This is a genomic window from Luteimonas padinae (genome assembly GCF_014652935.1).
Taxonomy (GTDB): Bacteria; Pseudomonadota; Gammaproteobacteria; order Xanthomonadales; family Xanthomonadaceae; genus Luteimonas; species Luteimonas padinae.
Genome location: NZ_BMZT01000014.1, coordinates 30,025 through 45,165 on the forward strand (window position 1 = coordinate 30,025; position 15,141 = coordinate 45,165).

A 15,141-nucleotide genomic window follows, 5' to 3' on the forward strand; every position below is an offset into this window, starting at 1 on the left:
GCCGTGCCTGCGGCGGGCAAACCGCGTGACGCCGCCCGGCCGGGCGCTCAGCGCGGCTTCGGCTCGCGGTACACCAGCACCGGAATGCTGGAGTGGGTGAGCACCTTCAGCGTCTCGCTGCCCAGCACCAGCGCACCCAGTCCGCGGCGGCCGTGCGAGGCCATCGCGATCAGGTCGCAGCCGGCGTCGTTGGCGGCGTTGATGATCGCCTCCCAGGGGTGGTCGCTCTCGACCATGCTGGAGCTGCACGGCACGCCCGCCGCCGTCGCGCGCGCCTCGGCCGCGGCCAGCCGGCGCGCGCCCTCGTCGCGGGCCGCCCGGGTGTAGTCGTCGTAGCCGCCGGCCAGCGGCTCGCCGGTCACGCCGTAGACGCGGATGGGCGCGGTGACGGTGAAGAAGTGCACGCTCGCGCCGGTCTCCTTCGCGAACGCGACGCCCTGGTCGATGGCGGACATTGACAGCTCGCTGCCGTCGGTGGGGATCAGGATCTGCCTGTACATGACGTTCCTCCTCTGCTCTCTCCCGCAGGGTGCACCCGATGGGTCCCGGCCGCATTGATCCAGGTCAGTGGACGCCCGACAGCCCGGAACACGGTCTGGACATCGCCGTCCCGGGCATCGATGAGCCAGGGCCGCGTGCCGCCGCGGCCCGGAACGGTTGCGCGTCGTCCCCGCCCCGGCAGCGAGGCCGCGGGACGGCCGCATTCAGCCGTAGAGCTCGAGCAGCGCCTCCTCGGCCTCCTGCAGCTCCCGGCGCAGCGCCTGCTGCCGCCGCGCGAGCTCCTGTCCGCGCGCGCCGCCGTCGGCGTAGACCGCGGGATCGGCGAGCGCGGCCTCGAGCCCGGCGAGCTCGGCTTCGAGCTCCGCGACCCGCGCTTCCGCCTTCGACAGCCGGTGCGGGTTGACCTTGGACCTGGCCGCGGGCGCCGGCGGTGCGGGCACGGGCGCGGCGGCCTCCGCCTGCCTTGCCGCGGACGCACCGCCCGAGGCCTCGGCCGCCTTCGCATCCTGCGGCCGCGAGCGCAGCCAGGCCGCGTAGTCGTCGAGGTCGCCGTCGAAGGGCTGCACGCTGCCGTCGGCCACGCGCCAGTAGGTGTCGCTGACCAGGCCGATCAGATGGCGGTCGTGCGAGACCAGCACAATCGCGCCGGGGAAGTCGGACAGCGCCTCGGCCAGGGCCTCGCGCATCTCGAGGTCGAGATGGTTGGTGGGCTCGTCGAGCAGCAGCACGTTCGGCTGGCGCCAAGCGATCAGCGCCAGCGCCAGCCGCGCGCGCTCGCCGCCGCTGAAGCCGTCGATGGACTCGAAGGCGCGGTCGCCGGGGAAGCTCCACTTGCCGAGGAAATTGCGGAAGTCCTGGGTGGAGGCGTTGGGCGAGATCTCGCGCAGGTGGTCGATCGGCGAGGTGCCGGCCACCAACGCCTCGACCGTGTGCTGGGCGAAGTAGCCGATGCGCAGGTCGGGGTGCGCATAGCGCTCGCCACTGAGCAGCGGCAGGTCGCCGACCAGCGATTTCACCAGGGTGGACTTGCCGGCGCCGTTGGGGCCGAGCAGGCCGATGCGGTCGCCGGCCTCGAGGCCGAAGTTGGCGTCGTGCAGGATCACCGTCGCCACCCGGTCCGCCTCCGCTTCCCCTGTAGGAGCAGCTACATCTGCGACCGGCGTCCCCGCGCGTGACATACCGGAGGTCGCAGCTATAGCTGCTCCTACAGGGGGAGATGCGGGCGCGGACGCAGGGGCGGATGCAGGGGAGGGATAGCCGCAGTCGGCATGGTTCAGGCGCAGCAGGGCGTGCGGCAGCTTCGCCGGCGCGGGGAAGTCGATCCGCACCTCGCGCTCGGCGCGCACCGCCTCGGTGTCGGCCAGCTTGGCCAGGCGCTTGACCCGCGACTGCGCCTGCGCGGCCTTGGCGGCGCTGGCCTTGAAGCGGTCGATGAAGCTCTGCAGGTGCGCGCGCTCGGCCTGCACCTTCTCGTGCTGGATCTGCTGCTGGCGCAGCTGTTCGGCGCGCTGGCGCTCGAAGGCGGTGTAGTTGCCGATATAGAGCTTGGCCCTGCCGCCGTGGAGATGAAGCGTGTGGGTGTTGACGTTGTCCAGGAACTCGCGGTCGTGCGAGATCAGCAGCAGCGTGCCCTGGTACTTCATCAGCCACTGTTCGAGCCACAGCACGGCGTCGAGGTCGAGGTGGTTGGTGGGCTCGTCGAGCAGCAGCACGTCGGACGGCGTCATCAGCGCGCGCGCCAGGTTCAGGCGCACCCGCCAGCCGCCGGAGAAGCTCGACACCGGCCGCTGCTGCGCCTCGCCCGGGAAGCCGAGGCCGTGCAGCAGCTTGCCGGCGCGCGCGGCGCCGTCGTAGCCGCCGACTTCCTCCAGCTTCTGGTGGGCTTCGGCCACGGCCTCCCAGTCCTCGGCGGCGAAGGCGTTGGCCTCGGCCTGCAGCGCCGCGTGCACGGCGGCGTCGCCGGCCAGCACGAAGTCGATCGCCGGGTCCGGCAGCGAGGGCATTTCCTGTGCGATCGAGGCGATGCGCAGGCGCGAGGGCAGGTCGAGGTCGCCGCGGTCGGCCTCGACCTCGCCGCGCACGGCGGCGAACAGCGAGGACTTGCCGGTACCGTTGCGGCCGACCACGCCCACCCGCCAGCCGGCGTGCAGCGAGAGGTCGACGTCGGACAGCAGCAGGCGCTCGCCGCGGCGCAGGGCGAAATTGCGGAAGGAAATCATCCCGGCAGTTTACCGGGCTGCGCGGCCCCGCCGGCCTGCGGTAACGTCGGTTCCGCGCCGGAGGGGCGCGTGATGGAGGGCAAGGCCGATGGCGATGCAGCTCAGCGTGCAGGTGGCGTCGTGGCTCCACGCACAGGTGACCGCGGGCGCGCCGCTGGGCCAGGTGCTGCCCGCCATGGTGCGCCAGGGCTTCGACGAGCTGCAGGTGCGCCGGATCTACAACGCGGTGCTGTCCGACCCGGATGGCTTCAAGGCCGGGTTCTCGCGCGCGGCCGCCGGCCAGCCCGCGGTCGCCCACCGGCTGCCGCAGGGCCAGGTCAACGCCCCGGCGGCCCCGGCGGACGGCACGGTCCCCGCGCACCTGCCGTTCCATCCGGTGGCCACGATCCGCGCCGACGCGCGCAGCATCGCCTGCGACCACGGCGCGGTCCACGTCGCGTTCCGCCTGCAGCGCCCGCACGTGGTCCTGTTCGAGAACGTGCTGACCGGCGAGGAGTGCGATGCGCTCATCGCCGAGGCCCGGCCGCGGCTGCGGCGCGCCGGCGTGGTCGATTCCGAGCGCGGCGGCACCACGATCGACGAGCGCCGCACCAGCGAACTGGCCGCGGTCCAGCGCGGCGCCTCGCCGCTGGTCGCGCGCCTGGACGCGCGCATCGCCGCGATCACCGGCGTGCCGCTGGCACAGGGCGAGCCGCTGCAGGTCATGCGCTACGGCGTCGGCGCCGAGTACCAGCCGCACTACGACTACTTCGACCTCGGGCGGCCGGGGCAGGCGGTGCAGCTGCGCAACGGCGGGCAGCGCATCGCCAGCCTGGTGATCTACCTCAACGACGTGGAGGCCGGCGGCGAGACCACCTTCCCGCGCTGCGCCCTGTCCGTCGGCCCGCGCAAGGGCAGTGCGGTGTTCTTCGCCTACACCGACGCCCAGTCGCGCACCGACCCGATGTCCTTCCACGCCGGTGCCCCGGTGACGCGCGGCGAGAAGTGGATCGCGACGCGCTGGATGCGGGAGCGCGCGTTCACCTGAGATCGTTCCATCAGCAGAACGACGATGCACGGATTCCTGATGGATTGACTGCTTCATTCAGCGGGTGTTAAAGCAAGAGAGCGCCTGCCGCAGGACCGCGGAGGCCTTGCCCCCACAGGAGTTCCGCATGCCCCGCCACCCCCTTGGCCTCGCCCTGCTCGCCATCCTCGCTCCCGCCGTCGTCCATGCCCAGGACGCGCGCCCGGCGACCAGCCTCGACAATGTCATCGTCACCGGCACCCGCGTCAGCGACCGCACGGTGGCCGAATCGCAGTCACCGATCGACATCATCACCAGCGAGGCGCTGCAGGCCACCGGCACCACCGAGCTCGCCACCGCGCTGGCGCGTGCCCTGCCCTCGCTCAACTTCCCGCGCCCGGCGCTCACCGACGGCACCAGTGCGATCCGCCCGGCGCAGCTGCGCGGCCTCGCGCCCGACCAGGTGCTGGTGCTGGTGAACGGCAAGCGCCGGCACACCTCGTCGCTGCTCAACCTCAACGGCACCATCGGCCGCGGCTCGGCACCGGTGGACCTCAACACCATCCCGCTGTCGGCGATCGAACGCGTGGAGGTGCTGCGCGACGGCGCCTCGGCGCAGTACGGCTCCGACGCCATCGCCGGCGTGGTCAACGTGGTGCTCAAGGGCGCGCCCGGCACCGGCGGCGTCTCGATGCGCCACGGCCAGTACGCGGCCGGCGACGGCGCCCAGACCCAGCTCGCCGGCGACACCGGCCTGTCGCTGGGCGGCGACCGCGGCTTCCTGCACCTGTCCGGCCAGATCGACCGGCAGGACCGCACGAACCGCGCGCGGCCCTTCGCCGGCACTCCGGCGGCGACCCAGCCGGAGCTGGGCCAGAAGGCCTTCGTGATCGGCGACCCGGAAGTCGATGCCGCCGCGGCCTCGTTCAATGCCGGCTTCGACATCAGCGACACGCTGTCGCTGTACGCCTTCGGCACGATCAGCAACCGCGACATCACCTCGTTCGCGTTCTTCCGCGCGCCGGGCAACCCGAGCCAGAACGTCCCCTCGATCTATCCCGACGGCTACCTGCCGGAGATCAACAACGTGTCGCGCGACCGCGCCATCGTCGCCGGCCTCAAGGGCCGCTTCGGCGAAGCCTGGGACTGGGACCTGAGCTTCAACCACGGCTACAACAACCTCGAGTTCTTCACCCGCAACACGCTCAACGCCAGCATCGGCGCAGACTCGCCGACCTCGTTCTACGACGGCGCGCTGGAGACCACCCAGAACATCGCCAACTTCGACCTCAACCGGCAGCTCGACATCGGCCTGGCCTACCCGGCCACGCTGGCCCTGGGCGTGGAGTTCCGCAACGAGAAGTGGAACCAGTCGCCGGGCGAATGGGGCTCCTACGCCCAGCCCGACCTCAGCCGCCCCGGCGGCGCGCAGGGCTTCGGCGGCTTCGCGCCCGAAGTGTCCGGCGCCTACTCGCGCGACAGCCACGCGGTCTACGCCGGCCTCGAGGCCGACATCACGGAGAAGTTCTCCGCCGGCATCGCCGGCCGCTACGAGGACTACGACGACTTCGGCAGCCAGGCCTCGGGCAAGCTCTCCGCGCGCTACGCCTTCACCGACGCGGTGGCCCTGCGCGGCACCGTGTCCAGCGGCTTCCGCGCGCCGTCGCTGGCGCAGCAGTACTTCCAGACCATCAGCACGATCTACCTGGCCGGCATTCCCGAGCCTTTCGAGATCCGCACTTTCCCGGCCTCCAGCGCGGTTGCGCAGGCCTTCGGCGCCGAGCCGCTGCAGCCGGAGGAGTCACTGTCGTACAGCCTGGGCCTGGTACTGCAGCCGGCCGAGCGCCTGTACGTCACCATCGACGCCTACCACATCGAGGTCGACGACCGGATCGCGCTGTCGTCCAACCTCACCGGCGACGCGGTGCGCGCGCTGCTGGAATCGCGGGGCATCTTCGGCGTCAACGGAGGCCGCTACTTCACCAACGCCATCGACACCCGCACGCAGGGCATCGACGTAGTCGCCAATTACGGCCTCGACATCGGCGGCGGCACGCTCGACCTCACCGCCGGCTGGAACTGGACCGATACCGAGATCACCCGCATCGCGCCCAATCCGGAGGAGCTGGAGCAGGCCGGGCTGAACCTCGAGCGCATCGACCGCACCGAGATCGGCCGCATCGAGGACGGCTTTCCGAACACCAAGCTGCTGCTGTCGGGCACCTGGTCGCTGGATGCCTGGGACTTCAGCCTGGCTGCGACCCGCTACGGCAGCGTGACCACCCGCCCGGCCAACGCCGCCAACGACCAGACCTACGGCGCCAAGTGGCTGCTCGACGCCTCGGCGGCCTACAAGCTGGACAACTGGACCTTCACCTTGGGCGCCGACAACCTGCTCAACGAGTACCCGGACGAGAACAGCTTCGCCAACTCGACCAACGGGCAGTTCCCGTACAGCAACCTGTCGCCGTTCGGCTTCAACGGCGCCTTCGTGTACGGCAAGGTCGCCTACCGCTGGTAGGCCGAACCCGGGGGCCCGGAGACGGGCCCCTTGGCCCATGGCAGCCGCCGCTGCTGCGGGATCTGCCTGGTGGGAGCGGCCTTTGCAGGAACGGCCTTTGCAGGAACGGCCTTTATTGGAACGGCCTTTGTGGGAATGGCCTTTGTGGGAGCGGCTATAGCCGCGATTGCGACATCTTCATCGCGGCTATAGCCGCTCCTACAAGGACATCCGCCCGGAGGACGCCTGTTCCCCGGGTGATGGCCGCTCCCGCGTTCTCCCCTATCCTGTGGCAGCCCCCCCGCCGGGAACCCGGATGCCGCACCACACCGAACTCATCGCGATCCTCACCGTCGGCTTCGTGCTGGCCTATGCCCTGGGCCTGGCCGCGCATCGCCTGCGCCTGTCGCCGCTGGTGGGCTACCTGGTCGCGGGCATCATCGCCGGGCCGTTCACCCCGGGCTTCGTCGGCGACCAGGCCCTGGCGCCGCAGCTGGCCGAGATCGGCGTGATCCTGCTGATGTTCGGCGTCGGCCTGCACTTCTCCATCCGCGACCTGATGGCGGTGAAGCACATCGCCATTCCCGGCGCCGTGGTGCAGATCTCCGTGGCGACCCTGCTCGGCTGGGGGCTGGCCGCGGTGATGGGCTGGCCGACGCTGCACGGCATCGTGTTCGGCTTCTCGCTGGCCACCGCCAGCACCGTGGTGCTGCTGCGGGCGATGGAGCAGCGGCGGCTGCTGGACACCACGCGCGGGCGGATCGCGGTGGGCTGGCTGATCGTGGAGGACCTCGCCTGCGTCATCGCCCTGGTGCTGATGCCTGCGTTGGCGAGCGTGTTCGGCGACGCCGCGGGCGAGCCGGTGCCGGCAAGCGCAGTCATCGTGGAGATCGGCAAGACCCTGGTGCAGGTGGCGCTGTTCGTGGCGGTGATGCTGGTGGTGGGGCGGCGGGTGATCCCGTGGATGCTCGAGCGCACCGCCGGCACCGGCTCGCGCGAGCTGTTCACGCTGGCGGTGCTGTCGATCGCGCTGGGCATCGCGCTGGGCTCGGCGGAGCTGTTCGGGGTGTCGTTCGCGCTGGGCGCGTTCTTCGCCGGCATGCTGCTCAACGAATCCGAACTCAGCCACAAGGCCGCGCAGGACTCGCTGCCGATGCGCGACGCCTTCGCGGTGCTGTTCTTCGTCTCGGTGGGCATGCTGTTCGACCCGGCGATCCTGGTGCGCGAGCCGCTGCTGGTGCTGGCCACCACCTTCATCATCATGTTCGGCAAGTCGGCGGCCGCCTACCTGATCGTGCGCGGCTTCGGGCATCCGAAGTCGACCGCGCTGACGATCTCGGCCAGCCTGGCGCAGATCGGCGAATTCGCCTTCATCATCGCGGCGCTGGGCGTGTCGCTGGGCATCCTGCCCGAGGAGGGCCAGGACCTGGTGCTGGCCGGCGCGCTGATCTCGATCATGCTCAACCCGGTGTCGTTTGCCGTCGTCGACCGCTGGATCGCGCGCCAGGAGGCTTCGGCCCGCGCCGAGGCGAGCGCGGCTAACGATCGCGAGGTGGCGGCCGACGCCGCCAACCACCATCTGCCGGACTCGCTGTCCGGGCACGCGGTGGTGGTCGGCTACGGCCGGGTCGGCCAGCAGCTTGCGAGCCTGCTGCACGGCCGTGGCGTGCCGCTGGTGGTGGTCGAGGACGATGCCGACCGCGTCGACGCCGCGCGCGCCGCCGGCCTGCACGCGGTGCGCGGCAACGTGGCCGCGGAGGCGGTGATGCTGGAGACCGCCCCGCAGCGCGCGGCGATGGCCGTGTTCGCCATCCCGAACGCGCTGGAGGCCGGCGAGACGATCGCGCGGCTCAAGGCGCTGAACGCCGCGATCACCGTGCTCGCGCGCGCGCACAGCGAGGCCGAGGTGAAGCACCTGCTCGAGCACGGCGCCGACGGTGCCGTGCTGGCCGAACGCGAACTGGCGTACTCACTGGCGGAAATGGTGATGGCGACGCCGCCTTATCGCCCCGCCCGGACCAACGCCGCCGCGCCCGCGCCCGTCCATCCGCCCTCACACCCGCCCTCTCTGTAGGAGCAGCTACAGCTGCGACCACATGTCACCGCGTGCGGAAGAGCGGTCGCAGCTATAGCTGCTCCTACAGGAACGCGGTAGGTAGGCTGATGGTGTCTGCCACGTAGCGACGGCACGCTCGCCGAATGCCGGGCCAACGCTCACACGCCCTCCGCCGCGGCTGCTGGTCCCAGCCCGGGGGCATCTATCTGCTCACCTTCGTCACCGAGGGCCGGCGGCCATGGTTCGCGGAATGGGACCCCGCCTCGCGGATCGCCCGTGCGCTCGCCAGCGTAGAAGCCTGGGGTGACGTCAGCCTGCTGTGCTGGGTGCTGATGCCCGACCACTGGCACGGCGTGCTGCAGCTCGGCAGTCGCGAACCCCTTTCGCGCTGCGTCGGCCGCGCGCGGGCGCACGCGACGCGGACGTGGAAGCCGCCGGGCGACGGTCCCCGGCTCTGGCAGCGGAGTTTCCACGACCGAGCGCTGCGGGCGGAGGAGCGGCTGGTGGATGTCGCCCGCTATGTGGTGATGAACCCGCTGCGCGCCGGCCTGGTGCGCCGCATCGGCGACTATCCGTACTGGGATGCGGTGTGGATCAGCCAGGACGCCGCGCCCGCCATGTAGTCCGGGCGATTATCTGCCCCTCACCCGCCCTCCCCCTGTAGGAGCAGCTACAGCTGCGACCGCTCTTCCGCATGGGGCGACACCAGGTCGCAGCTATAGCTGCTCCTACAGGAAAAGGGCGGGGGAGGTGGAGGGGTCAGGCCTTGGCGAAGACGAGCTTTCCGGCGTCGGCGTCGATGCGGATGGTGTCGCCGTTCCCGAACTCGCCGGCCAGGATCTTCTGCGCCAGAGGGTTCTCCAGCTGCTGCTGGATCGCGCGCTTGAGCGGGCGGGCGCCGTAGACCGGGTCGAAGCCGACGTTGCCCAGCAGCTCGAACGCCGCGTCGCTGACCTCGATGCGGATGCCGCGCTCGCCCAGCCGCTTCTCGAGTCCGCGCATCTGGATCCGCGCGATCTCCTTGATCTGCGCCTTGTCGAGCGAGTGGAAGACCACGATGTCGTCCAGCCGGTTGATGAACTCCGGCCGGAAGTGCGACTGCACCACCGCCATCACGCCCGCCTTCATCTGCGTATAGGCCTCGGGCGAGTCGTCGCCATCGAACTCCTGGATCATCTGGCTGCCGAGGTTCGACGTCATCACAATCACCGTGTTGCGGAAGTCGACCGTGCGGCCCTGGCCATCGGTCAGGCGGCCGTCGTCGAGCACCTGCAGCAGGATGTTGAACACGTCCGGATGCGCCTTCTCGACCTCGTCGAGCAGGATCACGCTGTAGGGCCGGCGGCGCACCGCCTCGGTCAGGTAGCCGCCCTCCTCGTAGCCGACGTAGCCCGGGGGCGCACCGACCAGACGCGACACCGCGTGCTTCTCCATGAACTCGCTCATGTCGATGCGCACCATCGCGTCGCTGCTGTCGAACAGGAACTCGGCCAGCGCCTTGCACAGCTCGGTCTTGCCCACGCCGGTCGGGCCCAGGAACAGGAACGAACCACTTGGCCGGTCGGGATCGGACAGGCCCGCGCGCGAGCGGCGCACGGCGTCGGAGACGACCTTAATCGCCTCGTCCTGGCCGACCACGCGCGCGTGCAGCGCGTCCTCCATCTTCAAGAGCTTCTCGCGCTCGCCCTCCAGCATCTTGCTGACCGGGATACCGGTCCAGCGCGCCACCACCTCGGCGATCTCCTCGGCGGTCACCTTGTCCTGCAGCAGGGTGAAGCCGGTGGTCTCGGCCTCCTGCGCGGCCCTGAGCTGCTTCTCCAGTTCCGGCAGGCGGCCGTACTGGATCTCGCTCATCTTCGCGTAGTCCTGGGCGCGCTGGGCGGACTCGAGTTCGAGCTTCGCCGCCTCGATCTGCTCCTTGATCTTCGTCGCGCCCTGCACGGTGGCCTTCTCGGCCTTCCAGACTTCCTCTAGGTCGTTGTACTCGCGCTCCAGGGTTTCGATCTCGCTTTCCAGGTCGGCCAGGCGCTGCTTCGACTCGGCGTCCTTCTCCTTCTTCAGCGCCTCGCGCTGGATCTTGAGCTGGATCAGTCGGCGCTCGCGGCGGTCGAGCTCCTCCGGCTTGGAGTCGATCTCCATGCGGATGCGCGACGCCGCCTCGTCCATCAGGTCGATGGCCTTGTCCGGCAGCTGGCGGTCGGCGATGTAGCGGTGGCTGAGCGTAGCCGCGGCCACGATCGCCGGGTCGGTGATCTCCACGCCATGGTGGACCGCGTACTTCTCCTTCAGCCCGCGCAGGATGGCGATGGTGTCCTCGACCGAGGGCTCGCCCACGAACACCTTCTGGAAGCGGCGCTCCAGCGCCGCATCCTTCTCCACGTACTTGCGGTATTCGTCGAGCGTGGTCGCACCGATGCAGTGCAGCTCGCCGCGCGCGAGCGCCGGCTTGAGCATGTTGCCGGCGTCCATCGCGCCCTCGGCCTTTCCGGCGCCGACCATGGTGTGCAGCTCGTCGATGAAGAGGATGATCCGGCCCTCGTTCTTGGCCAGGTCGTTGAGCACCGCCTTCAGCCGCTCTTCGAACTCGCCGCGGTACTTGGCGCCGGCGATCAGCGCGCCCATGTCCAGGCTCAGCACGCGCTTGCCGCGCAGACCCTCGGGCACCTCGTTGTTGACGATGCGCTGGGCCAGGCCTTCCACGATCGCGGTCTTGCCCACACCGGGCTCGCCGATCAGCACCGGGTTGTTCTTGGTGCGCCGCTGCAGCACCTGGATGGTGCGGCGGATCTCCTCGTCGCGGCCGATCACCGGATCGAGCTTGCCGCTCTCGGCACGCGCGGTCAGGTCGATGGTGTACTTCTCCAGCGCCTGGCGCGCCTCCTCGGCACTGGCGTCGTCGACCTTCTCGCCGCCGCGCATGGCGTCGATCGCCGCCTCCAGCCGCGCCTTGTCGGCGCCGGCGGCCTTGAGCGCGCGACCGGCGTCGCCGCCGTCGTCGAGCGCGGCCAGCAGGAACAGTTCGGAAGCGATGAAGCCGTCGCCGCGCTGCTGCGCCAGCTTGTCGGTGAGGTTCAGCAGCCGCCCCAGGTCGTTGCCCAGCGACACCTGCCCGGCCTGGCCGGACACCTTCGGCAGCCTTTCGAGGATCTCGCCCAGGCGCTCGCGCAGCACCGGCACGTTCACGCCGGCCTGCGCCAGCAGCGGCCCGCTGCCGCCACCGGACTGGTCGAGCAGGGCCACCAGCACGTGCGCGGGTTCGATGAGGTTGTGGTCGCGGCCCACGGCCAGCGACTGTGCGTCGGCCAGCGCCTGCTGGAAACGCGAGGTGAGCTTGTCCATTCGCATCGGATTGCCTCTGAAGTCGGGGCCGGCGCCAGCCGGCGATACCCAGGAAATGCGGGCCCGGCCCGCTCGATTCAAGGCGCCGAAGCGCCGGTTCCGCTGCCAACCCCCTCTGCCCGCGAACCCCCTCCGCCCACGCCCCCTCCTCCGCCCGCGCCCCCTTCTGTAGGAGCAGCTACAGCTGCGACCGCAATCCCGCAGCGGCCCGCCATCGCAGCTGTAGCTGCTCCTACAGGAAACGCTCACGCCGCCTCGGCCAGACTCGCCCACCATGGCCGCGATCCCCGTGCTCCCGCCACCTCCGCCGATCGACGACGACTGCGCGCTGTTCCTCGACGTTGACGGCACCCTGCTGGAGCTGGCGCCCCGGCCGGACGAGGTCGAAGTGCCGCAGCAGCTGCGCGAGGCCCTGGCCGCGCTGCACGCGCGCCTGCGGGGCGCGGTGGCCCTGGTCAGCGGCCGCTCGCTGGCCACGCTCGACCGCCTGCTCGCGCCCCCGCGCCTGCCGGCCTCGGGCCTGCATGGCCTGGAGCGCCGGCACGGGAGCCGCGTGCAGCGGGCGCCGCGCGCGCCCGAGGCGCTGCACCGCGTGCGCGGCGAGGCGGTGCGCGTGGCCGCCCGGCACCCCGGGGTGGTGATCGAGGACAAGGGCGCGGCGCTGGCCCTGCACTGGCGCGCCGCGCCGCAGGCCGGCGGCGATCTGCAGGCCTTCGCCCGCGCCGCGCTGCCACGGCTGCCCGGCTACCGGCTGCAGCCCGGGCACGATGTGATCGAGCTGCGGCCGGCGGCCAGCGGCGGCGTGCGCGCCGACAAGGGCGCCGCCATCCTCGCATTCCTGCAGGAGCCGCCGTTCGCGGGCCGCCGCCCGGTGTTCGCCGGCGACGACATCACCGACGAGGCCGGCTTCGCCGCGGTCAACGCCCATGACGGCATCAGCGTGCTGGTCGGCCCTCTGCGCGAGAGCGCGGCGCACTTCGCGCTGGCCGGCACCGCCGACGTCCACGCCTGGATCGGAGCATCGGCATGACCACCACCCTCGACCTCGGGCTGGTCGGCAACGGCAGCATCGCCGCGCTGGTCGACGCCCGCGCCCGCGTGGCCTGGTGCTGCATCCCCGCCTTCGACGGCGACCCCGCGTTCTGCGCGCTGCTCGAGCCCAGGGCCGGCGGCGGCGACTACGCCATCGAGCTCGAGGACTTCGAGGGCGCGACCCAGGCGTACGTGAACAACAGCGCGATCCTGCGCACCGTGCTGCGCGACCGCCACGGCGGCGCGGTCGAGATCACCGACTTCGCGCCGCGCTGGCGCCAGCACGGCCGCTTCTACCGCCCGGTGATGCTGGTGCGCCGGCTGCGCCCGCTCTCGGGCCGCCCGCGCATCCGCGTCGTGCTGCGGCCGCTGGCGAACTACGGCGCCGACGTGCCCGCGCAGACCTGGGGCAGCAACCACATCCGCTACGTGCTGCCGCAATTCACCCTGCGCCTGACCAGCGACGTGCCCGTCCGCCTGCTGCGCGAGTCGCTGCCGTTCGAGCTCGACGGCGAGCGCCACCTGGTGCTCGGCCCCGACGAGACCCTGGCCCAGCCGGTGGACGGCTTCGCCCGCAGCGCCGAGCGCCAGACCCTCGACTACTGGCGCGACTGGGTACGCTACCTGTCGATCCCGCTGGAGTGGCAGGACGCGGTGATCCGCAGCGCGATCACGCTCAAGCTGTGCCAGTACGAGGAGACCGGCGCGATCGTCGCCGCCATCACCACCTCGATTCCCGAGGCGCCGCACAGCCAGCGCAACTGGGACTACCGCTATTGCTGGCTGCGCGATTCGGCCTTCGTGGTGCGCGCGCTCAACCGCCTCGGCGCCACGCGCACGATGGAAGGCTACCTGCGCTACGTGCTCAACCTCGCCACCGGCGCCGACGGCCTGCAGCCGCTGTACGGCATCGCCTTCGAGAAGGAACTGGAAGAGCACGAGGTGCCGGACATGGCCGGATACCGCGGCATGGGGCCGGTGCGCCGCGGCAACCTGGCCTGGGTGCAGAAGCAGCACGACGTGTACGGCAGCGTGGTGCTGGCCGCCACCCAGCTGTTCTTCGACCAGCGCCTCGCGCGCCCCGGCGACATCGACGCCTTCCACCGGCTGGAGCCCGTCGGCGAGCAGGCCTGGGCGCTGTACGACCAGCCCGACGCCGGGATCTGGGAATTCCGCGGCCGCGCCGAGGTGCATACCTATTCCAGCGTCATGTGCTGGGCCGCCTGCGACCGCCTGGCGCGCATCGCGACGCACCTGGGCCTGGCCGCGCGCGCCGCGCACTGGCGCGGGCGTGCCGACGCGATGCGCGAAGCGATCCTGGCCCGCGCCTGGGACGCGGAGCTGGGCCACTTCGTCGAATCCGCCGAGGGCCGCCGCCTCGATGCCAGCCTGCTGCTGCTTGCCGAGCTGGGCTTCGTGGACGCGGACGACCCGCGCTTCGTGGCCACGGTCGAGGCCATCGGCACCCAGCTGCGGCGCGGCGACGGCCTGTTCCGCTACATCGCCCCCGACGACTTCGGTTCGCCGGAAACCAGCTTCACCATCTGCAGCTTCTGGTACATCGATGCGCTGGCCGCGATCGGCCGCGTCGACGAGGCGCGCCAGCAGTTCGAAAGCCTGCTGGCGCGGCGCAACCACCTCGGCCTGCTGTCGGAGGACATGGCCTTCGAGGACGGCGAGGCCTGGGGCAACTTCCCCCAGACCTACTCGCACGTGGGCGTGGTGATCGCCGCGATGCGGCTGTCGCGGCCCTGGTCCGACGCCGTCTGACCTCCGCGCCGCGCCTTACGCGTCGGCGAGCGGCGTCGGCTGGATCACTTCCACCCAGTAGCCGTCGGGATCCTTGATGAAGGCGATGTCGCGCATCCGGCCGTCGGTCAGGCGCTTCTGGAATGGCACGCCCAGGTCCTCGAAGCGCGCGCAGGCCGCACGCAGGTCGGGCACGCTCACGCAGATGTGGCCGAAGCCGCGCGGGTCGGTGTTGCCGTCGTGGTACACGGGTCCGTCCTGCGACTCGGTGCCGTGGTTGTGGGTCAGCTCGAGCACGCCCTGCAGGCCGGCCACCCAGGCCTTGCGCTGCGCGTCATCGTCCGGGATGTCGGCCGGATCGACGATGGCGAGGAAATACAGCGAGAACGCCGCCTCGGGGAAATCGCTGCGGCGCACCAGGCTGAAGCCAAGCACGCGGGTGTAGAAGTCCAGCGAGGCCTTCGCGTCCTTCACCCGCAGCATGGTGTGGTTGAAGACGAAGCCCTGCGTGGCCGCCTCGCGCGCGGAGACGCCGGGGACGCTGGCGAGGGTGGCGGCGGTATCGGTCATGGTTGGAATGCTCGGTGTGGGGGGGATCTTTCTTTCTGTAGGAGCGGCTACAGCCGCAACCGGACGTTTTGCGGTACCGGAACGCTGGTCGCGGCTATAGCCGCTTGTGTCTTTGCTTTGTTCTAGCGTGTAGGCGAGAGCGGAGTGCGGGACGCCGACCAGCCGGGGT

General features: G+C 71.0%; 10 protein-coding genes. 6 read left to right on the top strand and 4 right to left on the bottom strand.

Translation table 11 applies throughout. The annotated features are described in order from the left end of the window. Positions 1 to 47: 47 nt before the first annotated feature. Both IE168_RS13825 and IE168_RS13830 read right to left on the bottom strand, forming a co-directional pair. Positions 48 to 500 (bottom strand): universal stress protein, encoded by a 453-nt coding sequence (locus tag IE168_RS13825; RefSeq protein WP_189499270.1) that lies wholly within the window; start codon positions 498 to 500, stop codon positions 48 to 50. A 204-nt stretch (positions 501 to 704) separates the two neighbouring features. Then, positions 705 to 2,720, bottom strand: a complete 2,016-nt coding sequence (locus tag IE168_RS13830; RefSeq protein WP_189499272.1) for an ABC-F family ATP-binding cassette domain-containing protein — start codon at positions 2,718 to 2,720, stop codon at positions 705 to 707. An 88-nt stretch (positions 2,721 to 2,808) separates the two neighbouring features. Between IE168_RS13830 and IE168_RS13835 the strand changes: the two genes are divergently transcribed. The 4 genes from IE168_RS13835 (at position 2,809) to IE168_RS13850 (ending at position 8,905) form a co-directional block, all read left to right on the top strand. Further along, positions 2,809 to 3,747 carry a 2OG-Fe(II) oxygenase gene (locus IE168_RS13835; protein WP_189499274.1) on the top strand — a complete coding sequence of 313 codons (939 nt, stop codon included), beginning with the start codon at positions 2,809 to 2,811 and terminating at the stop codon, positions 3,745 to 3,747. Between the two features lie 127 nt (positions 3,748 to 3,874). After that, positions 3,875 to 6,247, top strand: a complete 2,373-nt coding sequence (locus IE168_RS13840; RefSeq protein ID WP_189499276.1) for a TonB-dependent receptor plug domain-containing protein — start codon at positions 3,875 to 3,877, stop codon at positions 6,245 to 6,247. A gap of 295 nt (positions 6,248 to 6,542) precedes the next feature. Then, positions 6,543 to 8,300, top strand: a complete 1,758-nt coding sequence (gene ybaL / locus IE168_RS13845; RefSeq protein ID WP_189499278.1) for a YbaL family putative K(+) efflux transporter — start codon at positions 6,543 to 6,545, stop codon at positions 8,298 to 8,300. A gap of 125 nt (positions 8,301 to 8,425) precedes the next feature. After that, a complete protein-coding gene (locus IE168_RS13850; protein WP_189499280.1) occupies positions 8,426 to 8,905 on the top strand; it encodes an REP-associated tyrosine transposase in 480 nt (159 codons plus the stop codon). A 136-nt stretch (positions 8,906 to 9,041) separates the two neighbouring features. On the opposite strand, the gene clpB is transcribed toward IE168_RS13850, so the two are convergent. Continuing rightward, positions 9,042 to 11,627, bottom strand: coding sequence for an ATP-dependent chaperone ClpB (gene clpB / locus IE168_RS13855; RefSeq protein ID WP_189499283.1), 2,586 nt, complete (start codon positions 11,625 to 11,627; stop codon positions 9,042 to 9,044). A 268-nt stretch (positions 11,628 to 11,895) separates the two neighbouring features. Here clpB and otsB point away from each other — a divergent pair, with 268 nt between their 5' ends. Continuing rightward, positions 11,896 to 12,651, top strand: coding sequence for a trehalose-phosphatase (gene otsB / locus IE168_RS13860; RefSeq protein ID WP_189499285.1), 756 nt, complete (start codon positions 11,896 to 11,898; stop codon positions 12,649 to 12,651). Beyond that, positions 12,648 to 14,423, top strand: coding sequence for a glycoside hydrolase family 15 protein (locus tag IE168_RS13865; RefSeq protein ID WP_189499287.1), 1,776 nt, complete (start codon positions 12,648 to 12,650; stop codon positions 14,421 to 14,423). Before otsB ends, IE168_RS13865 begins: the two co-directional genes overlap by 4 nt. Before the next feature lie 15 nt (positions 14,424 to 14,438). On the opposite strand, the gene gloA is transcribed toward IE168_RS13865, so the two are convergent. Further along, positions 14,439 to 14,972, bottom strand: coding sequence for a lactoylglutathione lyase (gloA, locus tag IE168_RS13870; protein ID WP_189499289.1), 534 nt, complete (start codon positions 14,970 to 14,972; stop codon positions 14,439 to 14,441). Positions 14,973 to 15,141: the final 169 nt, after the last annotated feature.

What these genes read in the sequence shown, in the direction of transcription:
- IE168_RS13825 (WP_189499270.1), bottom strand. Translation starts at nt 500, where the DNA reads ATGTACAGGCAGATCCTGATCCCCACCGACGGCAGCGAGCTGTCAATG.
- IE168_RS13830 (WP_189499272.1), bottom strand. Translation starts at nt 2,720, where the DNA reads ATGATTTCCTTCCGCAATTTCGCCCTGCGCCGCGGCGAGCGCCTGCTG.
- IE168_RS13835 (WP_189499274.1), top strand. Translation starts at nt 2,809, where the DNA reads ATGGCGATGCAGCTCAGCGTGCAGGTGGCGTCGTGGCTCCACGCACAG.
- IE168_RS13840 (WP_189499276.1), top strand. Translation starts at nt 3,875, where the DNA reads ATGCCCCGCCACCCCCTTGGCCTCGCCCTGCTCGCCATCCTCGCTCCC.
- ybaL (WP_189499278.1), top strand. Translation starts at nt 6,543, where the DNA reads ATGCCGCACCACACCGAACTCATCGCGATCCTCACCGTCGGCTTCGTG.
- IE168_RS13850 (WP_189499280.1), top strand. Translation starts at nt 8,426, where the DNA reads ATGCCGGGCCAACGCTCACACGCCCTCCGCCGCGGCTGCTGGTCCCAG.
- clpB (WP_189499283.1), bottom strand. Translation starts at nt 11,627, where the DNA reads ATGCGAATGGACAAGCTCACCTCGCGTTTCCAGCAGGCGCTGGCCGAC.
- otsB (WP_189499285.1), top strand. Translation starts at nt 11,896, where the DNA reads ATGGCCGCGATCCCCGTGCTCCCGCCACCTCCGCCGATCGACGACGAC.
- IE168_RS13865 (WP_189499287.1), top strand. Translation starts at nt 12,648, where the DNA reads ATGACCACCACCCTCGACCTCGGGCTGGTCGGCAACGGCAGCATCGCC.
- gloA (WP_189499289.1), bottom strand. Translation starts at nt 14,972, where the DNA reads ATGACCGATACCGCCGCCACCCTCGCCAGCGTCCCCGGCGTCTCCGCG.